Raw genomic sequence first — 23,375 nt, 5'->3', positions numbered from 1 at the left:
AGAAGAAACCTAGAGCTTTGAGGCAGGGTTGTCAATCATCTGAACTCGTGTTAGTGTCCTCTTTACAGAGGAGCGATACAGCATGAGCGAACGGCAATGGGCCCTTGGTGATGAGCTATCCGGTTTTCAGTTGGTTGAGATTTCCACCCTACCGGAGTACAAGGGTGTCGGGTACCTTTTTCGACATATTGAAACCAATATGGAAGTGTTTCAGGTGGTCAATGAGGACAGCGAGCTCTTCTTCAGCTATGTATTCAAGACGCTGCCGAGCAACGACTGCGGCATTGCTCATATCCTGGAGCACTGCGTGCTTGCAGGCTCTGAGCGTTATCCGGTGCGCGACCCGTTCATGGCGTTGCTCAAGGGCAGCACCAATACCTTCATGAACGCTATGACCTACCCGGATAAGACCCTGTATCCAGCGGCCAGTCCGCTGAAGAAGGACTTTGACAACCTCTTTTCTGTCTATACCGATGCCGTATTCGCTCCGCTTTTGCGTGAGGAGACCTTCTGGCAGGAGGGTGTGCGTCTGGTCACCGACGGGGAGACCTGCCGCTTTGAAGGGGTGGTCTACAACGAGATGCTCGGCGATGGGTCGGACCACGACTCGATAGTCGGTAAGAGCAGTGTCCGTTCACTCTTTCCCGACACTCCCTATGCGTTCGAGTCGGGAGGGAATCCCGAGCAGATCATTCGCCTCGACTACCAGCAGTTTCTCTCCTTCTACAGCCAGTTCTACCATCCATCCAATTGCAAACTCTTTATATATGGCAATCTGCCGATCGGAGAGAAGCTTGCATATCTGGACCAGGAATACCTGAAGACCCGCGGGTCGCTGCATGTACACAGCACCTGCAAGCTCGCCCAGCGCTGGAAGCAGGAGCGCAGCGTCACCTTCACCAGCCCGATGGAAGAGGGGCAGACCAAGGAGAGCTCCTCGGTTGTTCTTTCCTGGGCTACCAGCGAGGTGACCGATTCCTTGGAGGTGATCACCCTTTCGACGCTGGTGGACATCCTGCTCGGCAATCCCGCCGCTCCCTTGTACAAGGCATTGCTTGACAGTGAGCTCGGTATGGACATCTCATCTGAAAGCGGCATGAGCGCCGACTTTCGTCAGATGCCGTTTCTTGTAGGCTTCAAGGGAATTGAGGCCGATAAGGCTGAGCAAGCACGGAATTGCATTTTGGACGCACTCTGTGCCATCGTTAAGGAAGGGTTGGACAGCGATTTGGTCGCCTCCAGTCTCAAGCGTGCGCGCTTCAAGCAGCTTGAGATTCCCGGGGGCATCCCCAATGGGCTGAGGGCGTTGAATCGAAGCCTGCGCGGCTGGCTCTTCGACCTCGGGCCGAGCGCCACCATCCATTCAGCACCCCTGCTTGAGCAGCTCGAACGGAAATTGGAAGCGAATCCACGGTATTTCGAGGATTGGATCCAGGTCAATCTCATCGACAACCCTCATAGGTGCCTGGTCACCGTCAAAGGGGATGCCGACCATCAGAAGCGACAAAGCGAGGGGATTGCTCGATATGCCAATCAAATCAAGGATGAATTGGGAAAGAAGGGGCTGAAGCAGCTGGCCTTGCAGAACGAGCGGTTTGCACGCTTTGAGCAGGAAGGCGATACCCCCCAGGCTCTGGCAACCGTCCCGTATCTTCATCTGAGCGACCTTCCCAGCACCATCAAGCCGAATACGCACGAGCATGTACAGCTTGCCGGTCAGGACCTCTTCATCAGGTCACAATTCTGCAATCAGATAGTCTATGCCGATATCGGCTTGAACATCGAGGATTTTTCCGAGCGGGAGCTGCTGTTGCTGCCGTTCTATACCCGTTTGGTGCAGATGACCGGAATGGGAGAGCTCTCTTACGTCCAGGTTGCCACCAAGCTCAAGCATCTGACCGGGGACTTCAATCTCTTTGTAGAGATGGGATCGGCGTGCAATGACAAGGATGTCTTGATTCTCCTCTGCAGGACAAAGATGCTTTGTGAGGATTTCGAGGAAGCGATGCAGTTCATTCAGCGGCTGCTGTTTGAGGCCAAGGTCGATGACATCAAGCAGATCAAGCAGGTATTGAACAACTATAAGACCGATTTCGCCGACAGTATAACCTACAGCGCCCACAGTTACGCTTCCTTATGTGCAGCCAGTGTCTTCAGTCCGATTCAATACGAGGGAGAACAGCTTTCGGGTCTGCATCAATGGTTCTTCCTTGATTCGTTGACCGAGGACGATCTTCCCTCTTTGGCGGTCGAGATGCGGGCCTTGCAGCAGAAGCTGAATAATCGAAAGCGATTGATCAACCACCTTGGCTGTGACGAGGAGATTGTTGAGACCTTGGTTCCTGTTTGGGAACGTTTTGTCTCGGGTTTTGAGGATAATGGCCCGATTATTGCAAAAAATCGGAGCTATGGAGAAGTCAGCAGAGGCGAAGTGCATGAGGTGCAGCTCTATCGCCTGCCTTCCACTGTCAGTTATGCAGCATATGCCCTGCGAACCAGTCCCCGAGGCAGCAACGAACAAGCCGCTCAGGTCCTGCTCGGTCAGATTCTCACAGGCAACGACCTGTGGGAGGTTATCCGCGGCCAAGGCGGAGCGTACGGAGTGTCGGCGAATGCCGATGTGATGGAACAGATGTTTGTGTTCTCCACGTATCGCGATCCCAGGATCATCGGCTCGCTCAGTGATTTCAAGCGGGTTCTTGCCAAGTATGCTACACAGAGTATCGAAGCAAAGCATATTGAGAATGCATTGATATCGACCGTCGGATCGGAACTGAGACCGCTCTCACCCAGTCAGGACTCCATTCTTGCGTTCCGTCGGTTGCTCTATGGCATCAGCGACGAGTTCAGGCATATGAGAAGGGAGCAGCTGCTGGGTATGGATAGCGAGCAACTGAACAAAGGGGCCCAGGCGTTGTTGGACTTGGCAAAGACCGAGGATTCCTATGTGGTGCTGGCCGGTTCGCAATTGCTCGAAGCAGAGAAGGTGAAGCATCCTATGCTTGATCGTCCTGCAGTCCGTCTGCCGCTGTAGACCGCTCACCCCAAATACGGGCCAGGGAGTTGAGATCCTTGGCCGATTTGAGCTTGAGTACGGCGCATTGACGGATGCTTGCCTTGCTTTTTGCAATGTCCTCCGCCAAGGCCTTGCAGGAGGGGCTGCCGCACAGTCCGCAGTCGATGAGCGGAAGTGCGGCGAGAATGCGCTCGGCTTTGCGGAGTTTCTGCAGGGCCTTTGCATGGTCGGTATCGAGTCCCAGCACCTGCAGGGGGAGCACAGGTTCCAGATTGAGGTTTTTCTCGAAAGCCTTTTTCTGCTTGAGGATGCGTTCACACAAGTCCTGGTCCAGCTGCTTGGGGACCGTGCTTGACCAGTGTCTGAGCCGTTCGGTGGCAAGGAAACGGTTGCGGACGGTAAGGATTCCCCCGACGCACCCCTCTGCACAGGCGTCGAGTTCCAGAAACTGCAGGTTTGTATCCTGCTCGTCTTCCAGAATCTCCAAAAACTCTATGACATTATGCATCTCATCGACGGCCAGGCAACGTCCACTGTGATGCGAGCTCTGTCCCTTGACCAGACTCCACCGCAAGGCTTTGCGGGTGCAGACAGGGAAACTGAACGAGCTTTTTCCCTCTTGCATCTCTCCTTTATGCTTTGCAAGGTGGGTGCAGACCAGATTGTAGGCGGTATCGAAGTTGATGATGCCGTCGAAGAGTCGGTGCTCCTCCGATCCTTCGGTCTTGAATTGGGCGATTTTAGCAGCACAGGGGCTGAAGTAGAAGATTCCCAAGCCATCGGACAAACCCGGCAGTTCACTACGGGCGAACATGGCCGTAACTTGGGCGGGAGAGCGAAGAGTGCTCAGGTTGTCCACCAAGAGAGGAAAGCGTACTTGGATCAGGCGTTGGACCGATGGACAGAAATTGCTGATCAAGGGGCGTCCTGCACCCTGGTCCTCCGCCTCAAGGACTGTGAGTATATCCACACCGGTCTCGGCAAGATAGAGGTGGGTGAATCCAAGCGCATATAATGCACCGGTGATGTGTCCAAGTGTCACCGAGTCATCGAACTGGGCGAAAAAAACTGCCGGGATAATGGCCACGCGGGTGGTATAGGCTTGAAGCTGGGACAATGAATCCTGCTCGATGGCGATGGCATTGTTCGGACAGACGGCCATGCACTGGCCGCATTCGATGCACAAATCGTTGTCTATACGGGCTTTCCCTTTGGCTATACGGATGGCCTGGGTGGGACAGCGTTTCATGCAGTGCGTACACCCCTTGCAGGCAGGCTCGACGATGTAGAGGGCATGATGGAAAATCTGTGTGCTCATGCTTTCTCCTTGAGACGGAAGAGCATGCTCAGGCGTGTATGATCGCCGGCTTTCGTATAGATGGAGAGTTCATCACAGCTCTTTGCTATGTTCGGCAGTCCCATACCGGCCCCATATCCCAGCTCGCGGACTTCATCGCTGGCGGTGGACCAACCTTCGGTCATGGCCAGTTCCAGGTCGGGGATGCCGGGACCTGTGTCGATGACCTGCACGTGAATTTCGTCCTCCTCGAAGTCACAGAGAATCCTCCCCCCGTAGGAGTGGGCTATGACGTTGACTTCAGCCTCGAAGACCGCGACTATGATGCGCTTGATCGTCAAGGGTGGGATGTTCAGCTGCTTGAGCAACCGTTTGAGATTGCTTGCAGCAACCCCTGCCACCGAGAAGTCCTGTGCTGGAACGAGGTACTCTTGGTGCATCCTAATATACCGGCTTTAATCCTTGTTGATAGAGCAGTCCGCTTGCCTTGAAGAGGGAGAAGGAGGTGTAGGAGAGGGAGATATTCAGCTCGTTCGCCATATCAATCATGCTCTGGCTCGGCTTCTTGTTGCGAACCAAGAGAATATTGCTGATGTCGCTCATCTCCGCCGTTCTGATGGCTTGGTTGTTGGACAAGCCGGTGATGAGGATGATGTCATCCTCCAAAATGGTCAGGACATCGCTCATGAGGTCGCTGGCGAAGCCTCTCATCACTTCATCTTCCAGATGGGACTCTCCGCAGACGAGTTTCCCATCAACACATGCAAGAATATCTTTGAGTTTCATAGGTGAGAGTATACCATGGACAAGGGCCGTAACGGTAGGCAAAACTCAGGGTCGTTTTACTCTTTTTGCCTTTCAAAAAGAAAGGTGAGAAGCTATACTGGCCTAAAGAGGAGGATTTGCGTGAAATACGTTGGAGCTTTGGACCAGGGCACGACCAGTACCCGTTTTATTGTGTTTGACCAGAAAGGAAGTCTCGTCTCGTCGTATCAGCTGGAACACCAGCAGATTTATCCCCAGCCCGGTTGGGTCGAGCACGATCCTTGGGAGATTTGGGACAACAGCTCGGAGTGCATCAGCAAGGCTCTGAAGGCGGCCAACCTCAAAGGCAGTGACATTGCGGGCATCGGCATCACCAACCAGAGAGAGACAATCATTGCCTGGAATCCAAAAACCGGCAAGGTCTGGCACAATGCAATCGTCTGGCAGGACCTCAGGGGCTCTGAGCTCATCGAGCAGTTGAAAGAGCATGTCGATGCTTCGTTTCTCCAACAAAAAAGCGGACTGCTTTTCAGCCCGTATTTCGCAGCCTCGAAAATTGCCTGGCTCTTGGATCATGTGGAAGGCCTTCGTGATGAGGCCGAGAAGGGTGAAGTGGTCTTCGGCACCATCGACACCTGGCTTACGTGGAACCTGACCGGGGGGAAGGCCTTGGTCACCGATGTTACCAACGCTTCACGTTACCTTTTGATGAACATCGAAAGCTGCCAGTGGGATGACGAGTTGCTTGAGCTCTTCAACATTCCCAGGAAAGCCCTGCCCGCCATCGTTCCCTCTTCAGGCATGGTGTATGCAACAACCACCCCAAGCGGACCGCTGCGTAGTGAAGTGCCTGTCTGTGGAATCCTTGGAGACCAGCAGGCAGCACTGTTCGGCCAGGCCTGTTTCACCGAAGGATTGGGCAAGAGCACCTATGGCACCGGCTGTTTCCTCTTGGTGAATACCGGACGAAAACTGGTTACCAGTGCCCAAGGTCTGTTGACCACCGTCGCCTACCAACTGGGAAGCGAGCCTCCGATGTACGCCTTGGAAGGTTCCATTGCGGTGGCAGGCTCTCTGGTCCAGTGGGCTCGGGACAACCTGAAGATTGTAGAGAATCCACAGGAACTGGACAAACTGGCCTCCTCTGTGCCAGACTGCGGCGGAGTGTACATCGTTCCTGCTTTCAGCGGGCTTTTTGCCCCATACTGGAGATCTGATGCACGAGGAGTAATCGCCGGTCTTACCGGCTATGTTACCCGTGCCCACCTTGCCAGGGCCATTCTGGAAGCAACTGCTTTCCAAGCCCATGATATTTTCAAGGGGATGGAAAAGGACAGCGGCATTGAGATGACTACGCTGAAGGTTGATGGAGGGCTTACCAACAGCAAGCCGCTGATGGAGTTCCAAGCCGACCTGTTGGGTATTCCTGTCATCCGTCCGTTGGTTGTGGAAACCACCGCCTTGGGTGCCGCCTATGCGGCAGGCTTGTCGGTGGGGGTATGGAAGAATCTTGATGAGCTGGCTTCCTATTGGAAGGAAGAGCGCCGATGGGAACCCAGGATGGCCGATGAGATTCGATGTGAGAAAATTCGGTTCTGGAAGAAAGCAGTGAATCGCACCCTTGACTGGGTCGGTACGCAAGAGGATGAACAGTAGGAGTTCCTGATGGTTCTGGATGCAATGCAAGGTGTGCTCTCATTCATTCGCCCCGCCCTACAGGTGGGAGTGCTTGCATGGGTGTTCTATCGTTTCTATGTAACGATAGCACAGACCAAGGCGCAACAATTGGTAAAGGTTGTCGTGGTCTTGTTCGCCGCCTTTGCCGTGAGTTACATCCTCAAACTGGATGTATTGCTCTGGTTTTTCCGGTATATCTCGGTCCCTGCAACCATTTTCATCTGCATTGTATATCAGCCGGAATTGAGACGGTCGTTCACCCAGCTGTGGAGCGGCCGCTCGCGACTGTTCCGGATAGGAACACAGACTACCAGCTCCGACCAGATAGACTCCATACTCAATGCCTGCAACGTGTTGGTGAATAAACGCAGGGGTGCCCTGATCGTATTTCCCCGCCGGTTGGGCATCAAGAACATCATTGACAGTGGAACAAGGCTCAATGCCGACCTCTCCACCAGTCTGATCCTCACCGTATTCGACCACGATACTCCGTTGCACGATGGTGCGATGGTTATCCAAGGCGGGCGCATCGTTGCAGCCGGCTGTTATCTGCCGCTCAGCGAACAGACCGATATCAAGAAGAGTTTCGGCACCCGTCACCGGGCTGCACTGGGACTGGCCGAGGAGTCTGATGCCGTGGTTCTCATCGTCAGCGAGGAGACCGGGGCCATCAGTATGACGTACAACGCCAACCTCTACTACGATTTGGAAACGCCTACGATCAAGCGGATGTTGCTCGCCTTGTTCAGTTACAACGATATTACTCCCGAAGAACTGTTGCAGGAGGCTGGCAGTGACGAAGCTGAATAAACACCTGCAGGCATTCCTCTATAACTGGCCGGCCAAGGTTCTCTCCTTGGTGTTCGCCCTGTTGGTATACGCCTTCATCCAGTATTCGACCTTGGGGGCGAGGGTGGTAACCCTCCCTTTGAGCGTTACCCTTCCTTCCAACTATGAAGCGCAGAGTCTGGTGCCCTCCTCTGTAGAGGTTTCCATTCGAGGCAATGAGGACATCATCTACCTGATCAACCCCAATTCCATCCAAGCGAGCGTGGACTTCTCTGCTGTGAACAAGGAGGGGATTGCCACCGCTCCAGTGATATTGGTCTTTGATGAACAACTCTTTGATAGTGCAGAAATTGCCTTGGAGGCAAGTCCCACCCAATATCGGATTCTCTTCACAGCGGGGAGCGGAACCTGATGATTGAAGGTATCGGCGTCGACGTAGTGAATATAGAGCGGATCGGTAAACTCTCAGATGCAGTAAAACAGCGTTTGTTTCACCCGCAGGAGCTCAAGGAAGCCTCCTCCTTGGCCGGTGGTGTTCAAAGTGAGTTCCTTGCCGGTCGCTTTGCGGCCAAGGAAGCCGTGGGCAAGGCCTTGGGTACGGGGCTGAAAGGCATAAGCCTGCAGGAAATTTGGGTGGAGAAACAAGCTGACGGCAGCCCAAGACTCTGTTTTTCAGGGAGAGCGAAGGCATTGATGGGAACTCGAACCGCCATGCTCTCGATCAGCCACGATCAACCGGTTGCCGTGGCGATGGTCGTACTCCAAGGAGGCGGCGATGGCTCGCTCTGATTGGAAACGACCGGACTTGGAGCCGCTGGCCTCAAATCTGAGAAGAATCCGTATGACAGTCTCCTACCATGGCAGCCATTACAGCGGCTGGCAAAAACAATCCAATGCAAAGGCAGTGGCCGAAATCATCGAGGAAAAGGTCAAGGAGATGATCGACGAGGATGTGCTGGTGGTCGGCAGCGGCAGGACCGACAGCGGGGTGCATGCGCTTGGGCAAGTTTGCCATATGGACATTGCCAATACCAGGGTGAAAGCAGAGAAGTTCGCCCCCGCCCTCAACCGTCTGCTTCCCGCCGATATCAGAATCCTCGACTCAAGCGAGGTCGATGGGACCTTTCATGCCCGCTTCACCACCATGGCGCGGATGTATCGCTACTACTACAAACGTGAATGCGATATGACAGCCTTCGATGAGCAGCTGGTTGCAAAGGTAAAGCAGTTCCCCGACCTTGGATTGTTGAACTCCTATGCCCATCTGTTGCAGGGGACGCATGACTTTACCACCTTTACGGCAAGCGGGGATATCTGCCCTTCCCGGTATCGGGATATCTATGAATCGTATTGGAGGATGGAGACCGACCGTTTCGGCAACGAGTTGTTGACCTACACCATCTGCGGCAATGCTTTTCTGTATAAGATGGTCCGTTCACTGGTAGGCTCGATGATGGAGTTCGCCCACAAGCAGGTGAGTGCAGATGAGTTTGCCGGTATCCTTGCGTCTTTGGATCGGAGCCGCGCCGGCCGCACAGCCAGCGCCTGCGGTCTGTATTTGTACCGGATAAGCTATGACCCGGCGGAGTATGCGTGGTTCGAGGGGGAAGGCGATGAGTGACATCCTGAAGAAACGAGACGCCCTTGCCTCTGCACTGCAGAGCTTTGTAGACCTCTGTGATGAGGCAGAGGCGGTGATTGGAAATGCAGAAGTGCAGGGCAGTGGAGAACGGGATTTCTCTGTGCTGCTGGATACCTTGCTTCCTCTTCCTGTCGACAAGGATTCCATTCAAGGAACCAATATGCGGCAGCTGCAGATGTTGGCCGAAGGATGCACCAAGTGTCGTCTATGCGAAGGAAGGGGCCGTGTAGTATTCGGCGAGGGCTCGGTTCCTGCACGCTTGATGGTCATCGGCGAGGGGCCTGGGTTCGAAGAGGATGCAAGCGGCAAACCGTTTGTCGGCAAGGCTGGAAAGTATCTGGACAGCTGGCTGGGCGCAATTCATCTCGACCGCAACAATGCTGTGTATATTGCCAATATCGTCAAGTGCCGTCCACCTGAGAATCGTGACCCCGAAGTCGATGAGGTGGCGGCGTGTCTTCCGTACTTGAAGCGGCAGATCCAGCTGGTAAAGCCGCAGATCATCCTTCTGGTCGGTAGTGTCGCCGCACGCTCCCTGCTTGGTGTGCCTGACGGGGTTGGAAAGCTCCGCGGCCGGTTCCTTCGCTATGAAGGCACTCCCGTGGTGGTTACCTATCACCCGGCTGCGGTGCTGCGCAATATGGAGCTGAAACGACCGGTATGGGATGATTTGAAGAAAGTCGCGGCCTATTTGGATATTCAGCTGCCAAGGAGGTCATAATGGCCTTGTTTGCCCAAGTGGCACTGGATTTGCCTCTCAAACAGTCGTTTACGTATACCATTGACCCAGAGATGGCAAAGAAGGTCGAAGTAGGCCATCGAGTGGTCGTCCCTTTTGGAAAGCGAGAGATGACCGGCTATGTCATTGAGCTTCTGGATGCCTTCAGTGCTACGTACGAGCTCAAGCCGATCAAGCGCGTCATCGATGCATCGCCTCTGTACGGCAGGCAGACCATCGATCTGGCTGCATGGATGAGCCGGTACTACCTCTGCTCGCTCGGCGAGGCGTTGAGCATGATGATCCCCGGAGGACGAAGGGAGTTGGGTCTCCCGGCCCTTGAAGTGGAGGAGGACCTCAGCTTTGCACGTATCGAGCAGCTCAGTGATGAGCAGGATGCGGCCGTCCAGACGATTCTACGAAGCGAAAAGCCGATGTACTATCTCTACGGAGTGACCGGCAGCGGCAAGAGCGAAGTCTTCCTGCGCTGTGCCGAAGCTGTGATAGCACAAGGGAAAGCGGTTATATATCTGGTTCCCGAAATAACGTTGACTCATCAGTTGGCCCAACAAGTTTCCTCCCGGTTTGTCAACAAGGTGGCGATACTTCACTCCGCCCTTACTCCCAGTCAACGGCTGAAGGAGTGGAAGCGCATCATAGCCGGTGAAGTGAGCCTTGCCATCGGGGCCCGCAGTGCTGTCTTCGCCCCGTTTGAAAATCTTGGTCTGATCATCCTCGACGAGGAGCATGAGAACAGCTACAAGAGCGGGAACACCCCCCGCTACCATGCCAGGCAGGTCGCCCAGCGGCGTTGTCAGCAGGAAGGGGCGACGTTGGTCATGGGAAGCGCAACCCCATCCCTCGAGGCCTACAGCCTCATGCAGGACGGCACTCAGGTAGGTGCCCTGCACCTGACCAAGCGGGTGGCCGGTGGAAGCATGCCCGCCGTCGAGGTGGTGAACCTCGCCCTTGAGAAATCCTTGGTCAGCGCTGCGTTGAAGCAGGGCATCAAGGCGACACTGGACAAGAAAAAGCAGGTGATCCTGTTCCTCAATCGCAGGGGGTTTTCCTACTTTTTCCACTGCAACAGCTGCGGCTATGAACTTCACTGCCCCCACTGCTCGGTGGCCCTGACCTATCACAAGAAGAGCGAGCAGATGGTATGCCACTATTGCGGCTACCGTACTTCACCGATGCGGGTCTGTCCCGAGTGCCGCAGCGTCGATGTAACCTACAGCGGCTTCGGTACCGAGATGGTTGAACAGGAGATTCGTACGCTCTTCCCCAAGGCCCGGGTAGAGCGCCTGGATACCGACAGCGCCAAGGAAAAAGGCCATGTGCAGAAGACACTTTCCGAGTTCCGCCAAGGCTCGATCGATATCCTGCTCGGAACCCAAATGGTAGCCAAGGGTCTCAACTTCCCCAAAGTCGAACTTGTCGGCATCGTACTCGCCGACAGCGGTATGAACATTCCCGACTTCCGAAGTCAGGAACGGACGTTCAGCCTGCTGGTCCAGGTCTCCGGAAGGGCGGGACGGTACAACGACCAAGGAAAGGTTATCATCCAAACCTTCCATCCTGACAATCCTGCGATCCAATACGCTCTCGCCGGCGATGTTGAAGGGTTTTATCATGAGGAACTGGTGGTACGACGCGATACTGCATTCCCACCGTACAGCAGGCTCATCAACCTGGTGCTCAGAGGCCGAAACCAGAAGAAGGTGGAGGCAGAGACTCACAAGTTGGAAGAGCTGCTCAATGCTGCATCGGCTTATATTCCGGCCGAGGTGCTTACCTCGGGAGAGTGCCCGCTTGAGATGATCGCCTCCAACTACCGGTTCCATATCCTGGTCTCAGCGAAGGACGGCTCTTCGGCACACCATTTGGTGGCGACAGCCCTTGCTTCCTATACCCCCCCCTCGGCGGTGTACTTGGAAGTGGATATCGATCCGCTGCAGCTGCTCTAGCTTCTATTGGTGTTCAAAAAGCGTCTGTGCGTCCGCCATGACATCAGTATCATCGAGATGCCAGAAAGTAACCGTCCTCGATCCGCTCGCCGGTATGGTCATGTTCAGGCGAAGCCGGGTGAGTGTGCCTACTTCACCACCGCTGAAGTCCATGTCCGTCTGTCCGTATTGGGGTGGAGGAGGGGCTGACAGGTTGTCGGTTCCGTCGATGAGGGTGCCATTGGCGTTTGTATAGCTGGTATACGTCCAGGTGCCGGCGGCTTCCGTATACCCTGCAGGGAGTGCCCCAGCATTGGCAGCTTTGTACTGCATCACCTCCTAGTCGGCAAGGTACAGTTCATCGAGCAGCAGCTGAATTCTCTCTTGATTTGGGTTGGGGACGAATCCTCCATCCTGGTCGCAGGAAACGAAGCTAAGAAGAACAAGGCAAAGAAGAGCAATGAACATGGTGCGCATAGGTGCCTCCTTCTGGTCCTACGGGTGGCTGAACTGAAAAAGATCGAGGGGGATTCAAATGCATTTTACTGTACACAATTATAAATCTGTATAGATATATTGCCAAGAGAACAACCCGCTTTGTCCTCTGGGTGTACTCACTGGGCTTGCGTTGACCATAGTGTTTTGTGTTGGTATAGTTGAGCTACTATGTTAGATATTTATACACTTGGAGATGAGGTACTTACTCAGAAGTGCCAACCTGTAACCAAATTTGATAACGCGCTGAGAATCCTGGTGGATGCGATGTTCGACACCATGTCGGAAGCCGACGGCGTCGGCCTTGCAGCCCCGCAGGTCGGTGTGAACAGCCGGTTGTTTGTAATTCACATCCAGGGCTCGGAGAAGCGTGCGTATATCAATCCTCAAATAATCGAAACCTCGATCGAGACTGATACTTCTGAAGAGGGCTGCCTCTCCATACCCGGAGTCTGGCACGATGTACAGCGTCCCGCCAGGGTGACCGTTCAGGCTCAGGACACCGAGGGCAAGGTTTTCACGGTAAAAGCTGAAGGTTTGCTCGCCCGTGCCATTCAACACGAGTATGATCACCTCAATGGTGTGCTCTTCATCGACCGTCTCGATGACGAGGAACGGCAGAAAATGGTGAAGGCTTACGAAAAGCGGGCCAAGACGGCAAAAAGGAGACGCTGACGGTGAGAATCCTCTTCGCAGGAACTCCAGAGATTGCAGTCCCCACCCTGAGGGCCTTGTCAGAGCACTTTGAGATCGGTGCAGTGTTAACCAATACCGACAAACCGGGTGCGAGGGGCAAGGCCCTTGTTCCGTCTGCAGTGAAGCGAGAGGCGATCGAGCTCGGCCTCGATGTCCTGCAGTTCGACCGTCTGGGTGCGGAAGCCCGGATGGCTGTTTCAGAGACCGGCTGCGATACGCTCGTCTGCTTTGCCTACGGACGAATGTTCGGACCAAAATTCCTCTCCCTTTTTGCCGGGGAGAAGTTGAATATTCATCCTTCGATGCTTCCCGTTCTGCGAGGGCCGAGTCCCATCCAGGGGGCTATTCTCAATCAACTGACAGAGAGCGGAATCAGCATCCAGCGTATTGCTTCCGAGATGGACTCGGGGGATTTGCTTGCGTGTGAATCTTTCCCGTTACAGGGCGATGAGACTTCGGAAAGCCTTTCCTCCTATGTCAGCCTGAAGGCTGCCGATCTGGCTGTCCGGGCCATATCTTCCTTACAGACGGGGAACGCAGTGTTTGTCCGTCAATCAGGGGAGGCTACTTATACTACCTTGATCAGTGCAGAAATGGCGCTTGTAGATTTCAGCCTAAGTGCGAAAGAGATCCATGCCCGGATTCGCGCCCTCTACCCGTGGCCGAAGGCACGTACGCTGTACAACAACCAGAATCTGTTGCTTACCGGCGTGTACGGCACGGTGCATGAGGCGGGAGAGGAGAAGGTGGAAGCCGGTGTTCCGGTAGGAACGGTGGTACGCAAGCAAAAAGGAAAGGGTATCGCCATTGCAACCGGCGACGGGCTGCTTTGGGTCACTTCGTTGCAGCTGGAGAAACGCAAGGAGATGGACTGGACTTCCTTTTTAAACGGCAACCAAGGTTTTCTTGGTGCAAGGCTTGGGTGAGATCATGAAGAGAGCACTGTTGTTGGTACTTTTGGTGCTTGCATGTATTCCTCTCAGCGCTTCCAGACCGAAAGTCGCCCTCGTCCTCAGCGGCGGTGGTGCACGCGGGCTTGCACACATAGCCGTGCTGCAGGCGCTTGAAGAAGAGGGGATCCCCATCGACATGGTGCTGGGAACCAGCATGGGTTCGCTTGTTGGGGGGCTGTACAGCAGCGGGTACTCTCCCAAGGATATCCTGAGGCTTCTCGATGAAACCGATATGGTTGGGCTGTTCTCCGAACCCGCACTTGATTCAGTTCGTGTTCAGGACACTGCGTTCTCCTATATGCATGACCATGTCTTCTCCCTTGGATTCAGTGACTCAGCCTTCGGTGACGCCCCCTCCCTGATCGGCGACCAGAAGATACTTGAGCTGCTGGGCTATCTTTTTTCCAAGTACCCCAACACCATCGATTTCGACGATTTGCCGATTCCATTCCGTTGTGTATCCGCCGATGCGGTGACCGGAGAGCGCATCGTACACGAGTCGGGTTCCCTTGTCAGTGCCATCCGAAGCAGTATTTCCATTCCCTTGGTGTTCTCCCCCTATCCGTATGAGGACGACCGATTGGTGGTTGACGGAGGAGTGGTGGACAACCTCCCCATCGCCCTGGCCCGCTCGTTGGGTGCCGATATCGTCATCGCCAGCGACGTGAACGCCATGCAGCTGCAAACCTACGAGCAGCTGGAGAGCCTATCGGCGATGGCGATGCAGACGGTTATCTTGGTCACCCAGGAGAAGGCTGCGGTGCAGCATCAACTGGCGGACCTACTGATCTTCCCCGACCTGAGAGACATCAATGCACTGGACTTCACCAACACCGACCTGATCATCGAGCGAGGCAGGCTGGCTGTGCAGGAGAAACAGGATGAGCTTTCAGCTTTGGCCCGGCGATTAGGGGAAACCCGTACCTTGTCTGTTTTGGACAGCAACCGCGATGGTGCGTATGATTTGCTCTCGGTCCCTACCATCCTGCAGATTGCCATCCAGGATATTTCACTCAATAAAGACCATCGTATGCCGCATACGAGTCAGTTTGCTTCCTTTTTGGGACGGAAGCTCAACAAGCAGACCGCCGAAGAGCTCAACCTGAAGCTTCGGGAAATCCGAAAGGCCAATGGGCTTGCAAGCCTCTCGTACGAAATGGCCCTTGATGGTACGCTGTTGATATCAGGTCGTGGTTTTGAGAAGCGCAATCGCAACATAAGTCTCGGCCTGCAAAGCGACGCAGGCTTTTCCAACGCCTTGCCCTCCTCGCTGGCTTGGTACAGAGCGGATGTGTTCCTTGACGCATATCTCAACGACTTTTGGAATAGCGAGCTTTCCTTATTGCTCAATGCAACCTTGGGCCAGAAGACCAGCATGCAGATAGCCCTGAGTTATCCGTTTGCGTTTACCAGCTGGGGGCAGGTCGATGTAAAACTCGGTCTGTTCTACGGCAGCGGTAGCTTGAGCACCAAGAGTACGGTGGTGAACGCGGCCAGAACAGCCCCTTTGGATCGGGCTTTCCACGCCGATCTTTGTCTGGACCTCCGTTTCAATGAATACGGCCTGGCTTCACTTGTCGGGTCCTACCACCTTGTCTCACTGCACGACAACCAGTTCCCCGATGCATTCCTCGCTTTTCCCGAATTGGAGGCAAGCTTGCTGTACAACAGCCTGCGAAGCCGTTTTACTCCCAGCGGAATCAGGTTGGATGCGCTTCTTTCCATCGGGTATTTAGGTCAAATGCTGAGCAGCATGCGCTTTGGATGGAACCAGAGGTTTGCCCTCTCCTACCTGGACAGCCTTGGGTATGACCTGCATCTCTCCCTGATCCGCAGGCCGTTCCCCCTGCTTGACAGTTACGCCGATCTGGGAATCGTCGAAGGAATTCCCGGGTACAGCCCCCTGTCACTCAAACGTGATGCACTCTATGCAGGACTGAGTTGGCAGCATCGCCTGAGCGAAGTTCTTGGATACCCCACCTATTGCAAGGTCATTTTGCGCACCGGCTTCTTTGACTCCTACGACCCTTATACAGCCATTCCTCCTGCCGATGACAGCTACTTCTCCACTATGGTCTGGGATATGGGATTGGGTGTTGTTCTGGGCCTGGTGGCACCCCTTGGGGAGGTTCTGCTCAGTTTCGGAGCCAGTCTGGGGGGTTTTGTTACCATCGCTGTCGGAGTGTATTGATGGAGCTCCCGTATCAAAGCTATGCACGACACCTTGGCAGTGTGTATGGAAGTCGTGTCTATCGAATTGGGGTTGATGCACTCTTTTCGTGTCCGAACCGCCATAGTGATGGAACAGGCGGCTGTGCCTTTTGCGATGGAAGAGGGAGCTCGGCTGTCTATCATCGCACCGAAGAACACGCCTTGAGCAGATTGGGTTTTACCGGCGATGACGTTGCCTGTGCGAGCAATGTTGCAACCAAATCGCTTGGAGAGCGGATCGGTCTCATTCAATCCCAGATCGAGCGGGGTAAGGCTTTTGTAAAGCGACGATATAAAGCCCAGCGATTCAGCCTTTACTTTCAGTCCTATACCAATACCTACGACAGCATCGAGAACCTAAAGGCGTTGTTCGATGCCGCTTTGACCTGCGGCCCATTCGTGGAGTTCATCGTCTCCACCCGTCCCGACTGTTTGTCCGAGCAGGTTGTTGAGCTGTTGGCATCGTACACCGACCAAGTGGAAAAGGTCTGGGTTGAGATTGGTCTGGAGAGTGCAAACCAGTGCAGTCTGGACCTTTTGGGGCGAAATCATGACACAGAATGTTATATTCGTGCAGTAGAAGCGTTACATTTGCGCAGTATCGGTGTTTGTACTCATGTGATGCTTGGACTCCCGTATGAAGGACGTGATGACTATCTTGCAACGGCAAGGTTGGTTAATCGGGTGCACAGTGATGCAGTGAAAATCCATAACCTGCATGTCTGTACGGGGACGCGCTTGGATGCTTGGCATCGGCAGGGAGAGGTGTGTACTGCTTCACTGAAACGTCATGTCAGTGATTGTATTTTCTTTCTCCGGCATCTGGAGGGCTCGGTTGTCATCGAGCGGATGATGTGCGAAACTCCTAGTCATAGACGTGTTTCTCCTCGGTCGTTTCCTGATAAGCACCAGTTTCTTGAACAGGTAACGCGTAGTATGCAAACACATGGCTGGGTACAAGGGGATTTGGTATGAGTGGAAGGATTCCATTGCAAAGGATAGTCCGAATAACAGGTATTGTACTCACGCTTTTAGTGGTCAGCCTCATCATGGTGTTTTCCTTCATGCCCAAGGAGACCTATCCAAACATCTCTTGGATACCGTTTGCCGATAAGGGCGACCATATGGCGGCTTATGCAGCCTTTGGGTTCTCCTTCTTTTTGGCGACACTGCAGATACCAGGCTCAGGCAAGCAACGCAAGTCCCGGACAAAGGTTCACTCAACCTTGCATATCACCAGTTGGGCGGGGCGGTCGATCATGTACACCTTGGTGACAGGCCTGATTCTCGGCGGAGTGGTGGAGTTGCTGCAACCACGGTTTGGAAGGACACGTGAGTGGCTCGACCTGGCCGCCGATTTCATGGGTCTGGTGGTCGGTGTTGCGGTGGTCCTCCTGTTTCTCAAGCTGGTCGGATCCTATTTTACCGACCGCCCGTGGCTTTATGATCCGAATTGGAAGGATGAGATGGATGAAACTCGCTGAACGCATACGAGACGCTCTCAAGCATGCTGTGGTGGAACTGGATGAGGATGTGCTCGCTGCCATCCAAACGGCATTTGAGAGGGAACAGTTCGAGGCGCCCAAGGCTGTGCTGCAGGCAATTCTGAAAAACCTTGCGCTTGCAAAGGAAACCGGGTTGCCGATGTGTCAGGATACCGGGCTGTTGTTGGTCTTTGCAGATGTGGGGCGAAGCTGTCCCCTCTCTCTCAGAGAGATTGAAGCATCCATTATGGAAGGCTGCAGTATGGCGGTGGAGCAGGCGTATTTCCGTCGCTCGATTGTTAAGGAGCCGGTTTTCGACCGAATCAACACGCAAACCAATCTGCCGCCGGTCATCTGGTGGAACAGTGTCGACGGCAACGGTCTTCAGATCCGGATTCTCCTCAAGGGCTTCGGCAGTGAGAACTGCAGCTCGGTAAGGATGCTCAATCCCACCGGCGGCAAAGAAGCGGTAGTGGAGGCAGTCAAGCAGATAGTCAAGACGGCCGGAGGTAAACCCTGCCCGCCGATTTTTGTCGGAGTGGGGTTGGGAGGCACGATGGATAGGGCGGCATACCTGAGCAAACGCGCCCTGCTTCGTGACGTTCGTCTCTCTCACAGTGATCCGCGGTATGCTAAGTTGGAACAGGACATACTCGCCGCAATCCAGAGCCTGGGCATCGGCAGCGGCGGGCTCGGGGGATCCATCACGGCCTTGCATGTCGCCATTGAAGAGGAGAGCACCCACATAGCAGGTCTTCCTCTTGCCGTATCGATCAACTGTTGGGCCGACCGAAAGGCTGTCGTAGAATGGAAGGAGGGAGAGGATGCGTGAACTGCAGCTTCCGCTCTCCGAGGGAGACATTGCCAGCCTGAAGGCATATGATCAGGTCCTTTTAACCGGAAAACTCTATGTGGGACGTGACCAGGTTCACAGTCTGCTCTTTGAATGCATTCAGCGCAATGAGGACCTCCCGTTTTCACTTGAAGGAGAGGCCATCTATTATATGGGTCCTTCGCCTGCTCCCGAAGGGAAGGTGATCGGTTCCTGCGGACCAACCACCAGCGCGAGAATGGACCCTTTCTCGCCACTGTTGCTTGATCATGGCTTGAAAGTCATGATCGGAAAAGGACCGCGCAGCCAGAGTGTGGTTGATGCCATCAGGCGAAACAAGGCTGTATACCTTCAGGCCTTCGGTGGATGTGGGGCACTTTATGCCTCTACGGTGAAGTCCGCCCGAATAATCGCATTCGAACACCTCGGGCCGGAAGCTCTTTTACTTCTGGAGGTTGAAAAATTCCCCGCCATCGTGGCCATTGATAGCCAACAGGGGAGTGTTTTCGCTTATTAGTCTAGTTTACATTCTTTTTACTGGACGTTTCGTTGGAGGTGGGGTACAGTTTCCTGTATGCAAGCCTCCCTTGCAAGCCTCTTCATCTTGGGGTGACTGAAGAGCCTTTTTCTTTCCTTATGGAAAGGTGGGGGGTAAATCATGTAAAACGGAAGGACAAACCGTGAAGAATTATATGGCCGTGCGCCTCGCACCCTATCTCTTGATGCTCCTGCTTATCGGTTGTTCCAAAGAGGATGTTCCCCAGGTTGCACCGCCGAGTGTACCCGCTGCAACTCAGAAACCGATCATACGAGAGACTGATCTCATCAATGACCTGATCAAGCCTGTCGATTTGGATGACCGCTTCAGCTACACCTACGGGTATATGCTCTATGCAACACTGCAACAGCAGGGCTTTGGCAATCTGGATGCTTCGTATTTCGCCAAGGGTGCCTTGGATTCAGCAAAGCAGAAAGGGTTCTTCTCCCAGGAGGAGATGAGCCAAATCCTGTATGAAGTGCAGACCAACATGCTTCAGATAGCCCAGCAGGAGCTTGAAGTCCTTGCCGAAAAGAATCTGAAAACCGCCGAGGATTTCCTTGCAAACAACGCCACTCGAGAGAAAGTCAATTCCACGGAGTCAGGTCTGCAATATGAGGTATTGGCTGAAGGGCAGGGTGATATGCCCACCGAGGAGAGCATTGTCGAAGTCGATTACCAGATCATGCTTTCCAATGGCAGGATAATCGACAGCAGCTATGAACGTTCTCAGAGTTCAACATTCCAGTTGAAGGCGATCATGGTACCGGGATTCATCGAAGGGGTGAAGCTCATGAACGTCGGCTCCAAATATCGTTTCTGGATTCATCCAGACCTTGCCTATGGGAAGGACGGGACGCAAACCATTGAACCCAACACCCTTTTGATTGTGGAAGTCGAACTTAAGGCGATTAAACAGGCTTTGTAAGCAAGTTCAGTATCTCCTCAAGCCGATGCACCGTGTATGTTGCCTTCAGCGGTGAAGGTAGTGCCTGGTTGTGGGGATTGTACCACAGTGAATCGATGCCGCTGTCCACCGCCCCTTGTATGTCGCTTGCCGGGCTGTCTCCGATCATCAGGCAGTGCTGTTTCTTTTCCTTCAGTTGTGAGCGTTCCAGCATTGCTGTGAAGTACCGGGTATCGGGTTTCTGGCAGCCAAGCTCCTCGCTGATGAAAATATCCTGAAAGAAGTGTGTGATGCCGCTTTTCTTGAACCGGCCCCACTGCACATCGGCGATGCCGTTGGTTGCGATGAAGAGGGTGTAGCCCCGTGAAACGAGAGTTGAGAGTACGGGCAGGCTGTGGTCGAACAATATGCCCTGTGCTGCAAGGTGATGTTGGTAGCTTTGGGAAGCAAAAACTGGATCCAAAGGGAGGTTGGTCTCTGCACTGAAACGTTCAAACCGCTTGGTCTTCAGCGAATCCAGTGTCAGCGTTCCCCTTTCAAACTCCTTCCAGCAGGATGCATTGCAGGCTTTGTACTGCAAAAAGTGTTCGCCTTCGATGGGAAGGCCCATCTCTTGTGCCATCAGGGCGAAAGCCTGGTACTCAGCCTGTTCGAAGTCGAACAAGGTTCCATCTGCGTCAAAGAAAAGATAGCGGTACATGCTCTGTCATCCTTTACTTAGGTTGTGCTTGTCTGTACCATAAAGAAAAACCCTCCGGTGGTGCAATACCGGAATAAGGAGTTGTCAATGCAGGATAGTTTTCTTAAACGCCACTTGATGCTTTCAACCCTCTTCGGGGCGTTGCTTACCATTCTGGGTATTTTCTTGATGTTCCAACAGGACTCATTCATCAGGATTTTCATCTCTATTCTTGGCATGTTCTTGGCTGGGTCGGGCTTGACCTCCCTGTTTTCACTGAAACGCTACAACCTGGGTAAGCGGACAAAGACCGCTACACTCATCAAGGCCCTGATCAGTCTGGGGCTGGGCTTGGTGGCTGTCATTGTTCCTTTGGCTGCTGCCGATGTGAGCTGGAAGATTCTCTTGTATGTCATCGCTGTTGAGCTGGTATTCTCTGCAGTCATCTCCTTCCTTGATGCTCTGCTCTTGAGAAAGAGCGACATTGCCATTTCAGGGCTGCTTTCCGAAGGTGTATTTTCCTTGATCGTGGCGGTTCTGTTGTTCGTATTCCCCGAGCAAATCGGCAGCATGCTGATAAAGCTCTTCGGGGTTGTGCTTATTGCTACAGGTCTTGGTATGATTCTCTGGTCGTACCGCATCCGCAAGATCAACCGACAGTTCAGCACCCGGACGATCGAGGCTGAAGCTGTCGTGGTGGACGAACCCTAAGGGACAAGGAAGGAAGCGACGAGACCGTAGCGTGCGATGCCGTTCGCATCGGCGACCGACTCGCCTCCGATGGTAAGCATGGAGGAGGAGAGAGGAAGCAGCTTGCGGCTGAACAGATAGTCTATACGTTCCTTGAGATTGCCTTTAAGGAATGTGTTTCCAGCATCGGTTGCACTGGAAAAGTGCGTTGCCCGATAGGCATCGTAGAACTGCTCATCTTCCAGCAGGGTGGTCAGCGGCCAGAGGTAATCGACTTGCCGATAGGTAATCGGACTGAAGGTATTCCAATCCTGATGCGAAGGCTCGAAGAGACTCGAAGCGATGAGTGTCGGCTCGGTGATCGAACCTTCACCAATAATAGCTTTCAGCTTCTCCTGTCGTGAGCCGGTGATCTCCTTTTGGATTGCTTTCCAATCACCACCGGATGCGAAGGTGGAGAGCACCTCATACTCGGGCAGGTAGGAGAGTGCTAGTCTGAGCGTCTTCTTCTCGCTGAATTGCACGCTGGCACCATGTTTGCTGGAGCTGACGATAGGCAGCGTGGTGATGATGGCTCCCCCGTCCACCAATACGGCATGCACTCCGATCTCTCGTACCACGTCGATGACATTCTGCATGTGACCTGTTAGGAATATCACAGGATAGGAGAGGTCCTTGATGCTGTTCTTGACCTCCAAGGCCATACCCTTCTCACTCCAAGGGGTATCATCGAGGGGGAGCAGCATGACGTGCAACTGGCTTTGATCTGTGAGCAATATGGTGGGGGTGTCGGTTGCATATACTCTGGGGAAGGTGAGGGAAGCCAATGGGGGAATCTGTCGATACTGTGCCTGCAGCGCAGCTTCCCTGATTCTCTCCTCTTCCTCCAATCGTTGCTGTTCGGCTTCCCGCTGGGCAAGCTCCTGTTGCTTTTGTTCTGCAAGCCGCTTGGCTTCTGCTTCACGTTCCTGCTCAAGCCTGAGTTTCTCTTCCAGGGTCGAGGCTTTCTCTTCCAGCTGGATTTTCAGGATGGCCATCTCTTCTCCGAGATTTTGGATGGTTGCCTGCAGGATTTGCACCTCTAGTGCATGCTGGCTCTGCATAGATGATTCATTGGCAAGCCTTGCTTCCTCGTTTTCGGCGAGCACGCGTTGCAGTTCACGATTGATGACCTGTTGCTCGGTCAACAGTCCTTCCAGCTCATTCGCATGATAGGTAAGGGTTTGGTAGGCTTGGGTCAGGTCATCCAGTTGCTGCATGGTTGAAACCAGCTGTTCGCTGGTGGATCCCGACTCTCCTTTACTCGCGGCCAATGCCTGGAGGGTTGTATCGAGGCGGCTTTCAAGGTCCTTCTTGGATTGTTCCAGTAATGCATTCTTTTCAGTCAGCGAGGCAATGGTGGCCTGGGCTTCGTCCCATGCCTGCTGTCTGCTCTGCTCCAGCTGTTGCTGCTCAAGCAGCCGCCTTTCTTCCACCTCTCGTTGCTGTTGTGCTCTCAAGGCTTCCTGCTCAGCTTTGACTCTCGCTGCCTCGGCCTCCTGCTCGAATTCTTGCCTGGCAAGCTCGGCTTCGAGGATTGCTTGTCTTTCTGCTTCCAAGGTGGAGTACTTGGTGACCACCTGCACCTCGTCGGCGGCAGGAATGGTTATGGCAGACTTTCCCTGCCGGGCTGTATAGCTTTGGCAGCCGGCGGTAAAGAGGAGAATGACGAGAAGAATGGGCAGTAACCAGCGTTTGTTCATAGTGTTCCGTGTCCTTAGAAGTTGAAGAAAGCCTCAGCCCGTGCCTTGGCTTGTTCTTTGCGCTTTGCTTCCTCTTTGGAGTCCTCTCCAAGCATGAAAGAGTCGCAATAGTTTGCCTCCATCTTATCCTCGATATACTCTTCCACTCCTTCAAGGCAGTCGTGATAGATTCCGGGGCTGTAAAAACGACAGTTGACGCAACTGTGCAGGCTTTTTGAGCAGGTTGGGCAGAGCGTCGAATACCCGATGCCGGTCATGGCGTCGATAGGCGTGTGACAGTGATGGCATGCACGCATAG

At 53.9% G+C, this 23,375-nt stretch carries 25 protein-coding genes; 17 read left to right on the top strand and 8 right to left on the bottom strand.

What is annotated here, in order from left to right; genetic code table 11:
- Nucleotides 1–82: 82 nt before the first annotated feature.
- Nucleotides 83–3,034: an insulinase family protein gene (locus MUG09_RS12630; protein WP_244771791.1), complete on the top strand. Its 2,952-nt coding sequence runs from the start codon at nt 83–85 to the stop codon at nt 3,032–3,034.
- On the opposite strand, the gene MUG09_RS12625 is transcribed toward MUG09_RS12630, so the two are convergent.
- Genes MUG09_RS12625 through MUG09_RS12615 form a run of 3 tightly spaced genes read right to left on the bottom strand, consistent with a single transcriptional unit; the run spans nt 2,997 to nt 5,099 of the window.
- A complete protein-coding gene (locus MUG09_RS12625) occupies nt 2,997–4,334 on the bottom strand; it encodes a [Fe-Fe] hydrogenase large subunit C-terminal domain-containing protein (RefSeq protein WP_244771790.1) in 1,338 nt (445 codons plus the stop codon). The genes MUG09_RS12630 and MUG09_RS12625 overlap by 38 nt on opposite strands.
- Nucleotides 4,331–4,753, bottom strand: coding sequence for an ATP-binding protein (locus MUG09_RS12620; RefSeq protein ID WP_244771789.1), 423 nt, complete (start codon nt 4,751–4,753; stop codon nt 4,331–4,333). Before MUG09_RS12620 ends, MUG09_RS12625 begins: the two co-directional genes overlap by 4 nt.
- A gap of 1 nt (nt 4,754) precedes the next feature.
- Nucleotides 4,755–5,099, bottom strand: a complete 345-nt coding sequence (locus tag MUG09_RS12615; protein ID WP_244771788.1) for a DRTGG domain-containing protein — start codon at nt 5,097–5,099, stop codon at nt 4,755–4,757.
- A gap of 120 nt (nt 5,100–5,219) precedes the next feature.
- Between MUG09_RS12615 and glpK the strand changes: the two genes are divergently transcribed.
- From glpK to priA, 7 genes are read left to right on the top strand one after another with little or no spacing between them, the layout of a single operon-like run.
- The gene (gene glpK, locus MUG09_RS12610) at nt 5,220–6,734 is read left to right on the top strand and encodes a glycerol kinase GlpK (protein ID WP_244771787.1); all 1,515 of its coding nucleotides are present in this window, start codon (nt 5,220–5,222) and stop codon (nt 6,732–6,734) included.
- Between the two features lie 9 nt (nt 6,735–6,743).
- Nucleotides 6,744–7,565, top strand: a complete 822-nt coding sequence (cdaA, locus tag MUG09_RS12605; RefSeq protein ID WP_244771786.1) for a diadenylate cyclase CdaA — start codon at nt 6,744–6,746, stop codon at nt 7,563–7,565.
- Entirely contained in the window at nt 7,549–7,956 is a 408-nt protein-coding gene (locus MUG09_RS12600; RefSeq protein ID WP_244771785.1) for a CdaR family protein, read from the top strand. The genes cdaA and MUG09_RS12600 overlap by 17 nt, the downstream gene beginning before the upstream one ends.
- Complete coding sequence (gene acpS, locus MUG09_RS12595; protein ID WP_244771784.1) at nt 7,956–8,333, top strand: holo-ACP synthase; 378 nt, start codon at nt 7,956–7,958, stop codon at nt 8,331–8,333. Before MUG09_RS12600 ends, acpS begins: the two co-directional genes overlap by 1 nt.
- Nucleotides 8,320–9,165 carry a tRNA pseudouridine(38-40) synthase TruA gene (gene truA / locus MUG09_RS12590; protein WP_244771783.1) on the top strand — a complete coding sequence of 282 codons (846 nt, stop codon included), beginning with the start codon at nt 8,320–8,322 and terminating at the stop codon, nt 9,163–9,165. Before acpS ends, truA begins: the two co-directional genes overlap by 14 nt.
- Nucleotides 9,158–9,907 (top strand): uracil-DNA glycosylase, encoded by a 750-nt coding sequence (locus tag MUG09_RS12585; protein WP_244771782.1) that lies wholly within the window; start codon nt 9,158–9,160, stop codon nt 9,905–9,907. The genes truA and MUG09_RS12585 overlap by 8 nt, the downstream gene beginning before the upstream one ends.
- Complete coding sequence (gene priA / locus MUG09_RS12580; protein ID WP_244771781.1) at nt 9,907–11,871, top strand: replication restart helicase PriA; 1,965 nt, start codon at nt 9,907–9,909, stop codon at nt 11,869–11,871. Before MUG09_RS12585 ends, priA begins: the two co-directional genes overlap by 1 nt.
- 3 nt (nt 11,872–11,874) lie before the next feature.
- Here the strand turns inward: priA and MUG09_RS12575 are convergent, their stop codons facing one another.
- A complete protein-coding gene (locus tag MUG09_RS12575; RefSeq protein ID WP_244771780.1) occupies nt 11,875–12,183 on the bottom strand; it encodes a hypothetical protein in 309 nt (102 codons plus the stop codon).
- 6 nt (nt 12,184–12,189) lie between these two features.
- Nucleotides 12,190–12,327, bottom strand: coding sequence for a hypothetical protein (locus MUG09_RS12570; RefSeq protein ID WP_244771779.1), 138 nt, complete (start codon nt 12,325–12,327; stop codon nt 12,190–12,192).
- A 189-nt stretch (nt 12,328–12,516) separates the two neighbouring features.
- Between MUG09_RS12570 and def the strand changes: the two genes are divergently transcribed.
- The 8 genes from def (at nt 12,517) to MUG09_RS12530 (ending at nt 19,987) form a co-directional block, all read left to right on the top strand.
- Nucleotides 12,517–13,020: a peptide deformylase gene (def, locus tag MUG09_RS12565; protein ID WP_244771778.1), complete on the top strand. Its 504-nt coding sequence runs from the start codon at nt 12,517–12,519 to the stop codon at nt 13,018–13,020.
- Between the two features lie 2 nt (nt 13,021–13,022).
- Complete coding sequence (gene fmt / locus MUG09_RS12560) at nt 13,023–13,967, top strand: methionyl-tRNA formyltransferase (protein ID WP_244771777.1); 945 nt, start codon at nt 13,023–13,025, stop codon at nt 13,965–13,967.
- 4 nt (nt 13,968–13,971) lie between these two features.
- The gene (locus MUG09_RS12555) at nt 13,972–16,185 is read left to right on the top strand and encodes a patatin-like phospholipase family protein (protein ID WP_244771776.1); all 2,214 of its coding nucleotides are present in this window, start codon (nt 13,972–13,974) and stop codon (nt 16,183–16,185) included.
- Nucleotides 16,185–17,180, top strand: a complete 996-nt coding sequence (gene mnmL, locus MUG09_RS12550; protein WP_244771775.1) for a tRNA modification radical SAM protein MnmL/YtqA — start codon at nt 16,185–16,187, stop codon at nt 17,178–17,180. The genes MUG09_RS12555 and mnmL overlap by 1 nt, the downstream gene beginning before the upstream one ends.
- Nucleotides 17,177–17,689, top strand: coding sequence for a VanZ family protein (locus MUG09_RS12545; protein WP_244771774.1), 513 nt, complete (start codon nt 17,177–17,179; stop codon nt 17,687–17,689). Before mnmL ends, MUG09_RS12545 begins: the two co-directional genes overlap by 4 nt.
- On the top strand, nt 17,676–18,521 hold the full coding sequence (locus MUG09_RS12540) for a fumarate hydratase (RefSeq protein ID WP_244771773.1): 846 nt from the start codon (nt 17,676–17,678) through the stop codon (nt 18,519–18,521). The genes MUG09_RS12545 and MUG09_RS12540 overlap by 14 nt, the downstream gene beginning before the upstream one ends.
- A complete protein-coding gene (locus tag MUG09_RS12535; protein WP_244771772.1) occupies nt 18,514–19,038 on the top strand; it encodes a FumA C-terminus/TtdB family hydratase beta subunit in 525 nt (174 codons plus the stop codon). Before MUG09_RS12540 ends, MUG09_RS12535 begins: the two co-directional genes overlap by 8 nt.
- Nucleotides 19,039–19,201: 163 nt before the next feature.
- Nucleotides 19,202–19,987, top strand: coding sequence for an FKBP-type peptidyl-prolyl cis-trans isomerase (locus tag MUG09_RS12530; protein ID WP_244771771.1), 786 nt, complete (start codon nt 19,202–19,204; stop codon nt 19,985–19,987).
- Here the strand turns inward: MUG09_RS12530 and MUG09_RS12525 are convergent.
- Nucleotides 19,971–20,666, bottom strand: coding sequence for a YjjG family noncanonical pyrimidine nucleotidase (locus MUG09_RS12525; RefSeq protein ID WP_244771770.1), 696 nt, complete (start codon nt 20,664–20,666; stop codon nt 19,971–19,973). The genes MUG09_RS12530 and MUG09_RS12525 overlap by 17 nt on opposite strands.
- A gap of 87 nt (nt 20,667–20,753) precedes the next feature.
- Here MUG09_RS12525 and MUG09_RS12520 point away from each other — a divergent pair, with 87 nt between their 5' ends.
- Nucleotides 20,754–21,356: an HdeD family acid-resistance protein gene (locus MUG09_RS12520; protein WP_244771769.1), complete on the top strand. Its 603-nt coding sequence runs from the start codon at nt 20,754–20,756 to the stop codon at nt 21,354–21,356.
- Here MUG09_RS12520 and MUG09_RS12515 read toward each other — a convergent pair.
- Both MUG09_RS12515 and MUG09_RS12510 read right to left on the bottom strand, forming a co-directional pair.
- Complete coding sequence (locus MUG09_RS12515; RefSeq protein ID WP_244771768.1) at nt 21,353–23,077, bottom strand: coiled-coil domain-containing protein; 1,725 nt, start codon at nt 23,075–23,077, stop codon at nt 21,353–21,355. The genes MUG09_RS12520 and MUG09_RS12515 overlap by 4 nt on opposite strands.
- 14 nt (nt 23,078–23,091) lie before the next feature.
- The gene (locus MUG09_RS12510; protein WP_244771767.1) at nt 23,092–23,373 is read right to left on the bottom strand and encodes a hypothetical protein; all 282 of its coding nucleotides are present in this window, start codon (nt 23,371–23,373) and stop codon (nt 23,092–23,094) included.
- Nucleotides 23,374–23,375: the final 2 nt, after the last annotated feature.

It is taken from the genome of Sphaerochaeta associata, from assembly GCF_022869165.1.
Taxonomy (GTDB): domain Bacteria; phylum Spirochaetota; class Spirochaetia; order Sphaerochaetales; family Sphaerochaetaceae; genus Sphaerochaeta; species Sphaerochaeta associata.
Note: the sequence above shows the minus strand (reverse complement) of the source record. Positions and strands in the feature narration are given on the sequence as shown.

Excerpts from the sequence above, each read along its gene's own strand:
- MUG09_RS12630 (WP_244771791.1), top strand. The coding sequence starts at position 83 with ATGAGCGAACGGCAATGGGCCCTTGGTGATGAGCTATCCGGTTTTCAG.
- MUG09_RS12625 (WP_244771790.1), bottom strand. The coding sequence starts at position 4,334 with ATGAGCACACAGATTTTCCATCATGCCCTCTACATCGTCGAGCCTGCC.
- MUG09_RS12620 (WP_244771789.1), bottom strand. The coding sequence starts at position 4,753 with ATGCACCAAGAGTACCTCGTTCCAGCACAGGACTTCTCGGTGGCAGGG.
- MUG09_RS12615 (WP_244771788.1), bottom strand. The coding sequence starts at position 5,099 with ATGAAACTCAAAGATATTCTTGCATGTGTTGATGGGAAACTCGTCTGC.
- cdaA (WP_244771786.1), top strand. The coding sequence starts at position 6,744 with ATGGTTCTGGATGCAATGCAAGGTGTGCTCTCATTCATTCGCCCCGCC.
- acpS (WP_244771784.1), top strand. The coding sequence starts at position 7,956 with ATGATTGAAGGTATCGGCGTCGACGTAGTGAATATAGAGCGGATCGGT.
- truA (WP_244771783.1), top strand. The coding sequence starts at position 8,320 with ATGGCTCGCTCTGATTGGAAACGACCGGACTTGGAGCCGCTGGCCTCA.
- MUG09_RS12585 (WP_244771782.1), top strand. The coding sequence starts at position 9,158 with ATGAGTGACATCCTGAAGAAACGAGACGCCCTTGCCTCTGCACTGCAG.
- priA (WP_244771781.1), top strand. The coding sequence starts at position 9,907 with ATGGCCTTGTTTGCCCAAGTGGCACTGGATTTGCCTCTCAAACAGTCG.
- MUG09_RS12575 (WP_244771780.1), bottom strand. The coding sequence starts at position 12,183 with ATGCAGTACAAAGCTGCCAATGCTGGGGCACTCCCTGCAGGGTATACG.
- MUG09_RS12570 (WP_244771779.1), bottom strand. The coding sequence starts at position 12,327 with ATGCGCACCATGTTCATTGCTCTTCTTTGCCTTGTTCTTCTTAGCTTC.
- def (WP_244771778.1), top strand. The coding sequence starts at position 12,517 with ATGTTAGATATTTATACACTTGGAGATGAGGTACTTACTCAGAAGTGC.
- MUG09_RS12555 (WP_244771776.1), top strand. The coding sequence starts at position 13,972 with ATGAAGAGAGCACTGTTGTTGGTACTTTTGGTGCTTGCATGTATTCCT.
- mnmL (WP_244771775.1), top strand. The coding sequence starts at position 16,185 with ATGGAGCTCCCGTATCAAAGCTATGCACGACACCTTGGCAGTGTGTAT.
- MUG09_RS12545 (WP_244771774.1), top strand. The coding sequence starts at position 17,177 with ATGAGTGGAAGGATTCCATTGCAAAGGATAGTCCGAATAACAGGTATT.
- MUG09_RS12540 (WP_244771773.1), top strand. The coding sequence starts at position 17,676 with ATGAAACTCGCTGAACGCATACGAGACGCTCTCAAGCATGCTGTGGTG.
- MUG09_RS12535 (WP_244771772.1), top strand. The coding sequence starts at position 18,514 with ATGCGTGAACTGCAGCTTCCGCTCTCCGAGGGAGACATTGCCAGCCTG.
- MUG09_RS12525 (WP_244771770.1), bottom strand. The coding sequence starts at position 20,666 with ATGTACCGCTATCTTTTCTTTGACGCAGATGGAACCTTGTTCGACTTC.
- MUG09_RS12520 (WP_244771769.1), top strand. The coding sequence starts at position 20,754 with ATGCAGGATAGTTTTCTTAAACGCCACTTGATGCTTTCAACCCTCTTC.
- MUG09_RS12515 (WP_244771768.1), bottom strand. The coding sequence starts at position 23,077 with ATGAACAAACGCTGGTTACTGCCCATTCTTCTCGTCATTCTCCTCTTT.
- MUG09_RS12510 (WP_244771767.1), bottom strand. The coding sequence starts at position 23,373 with ATGCGTGCATGCCATCACTGTCACACGCCTATCGACGCCATGACCGGC.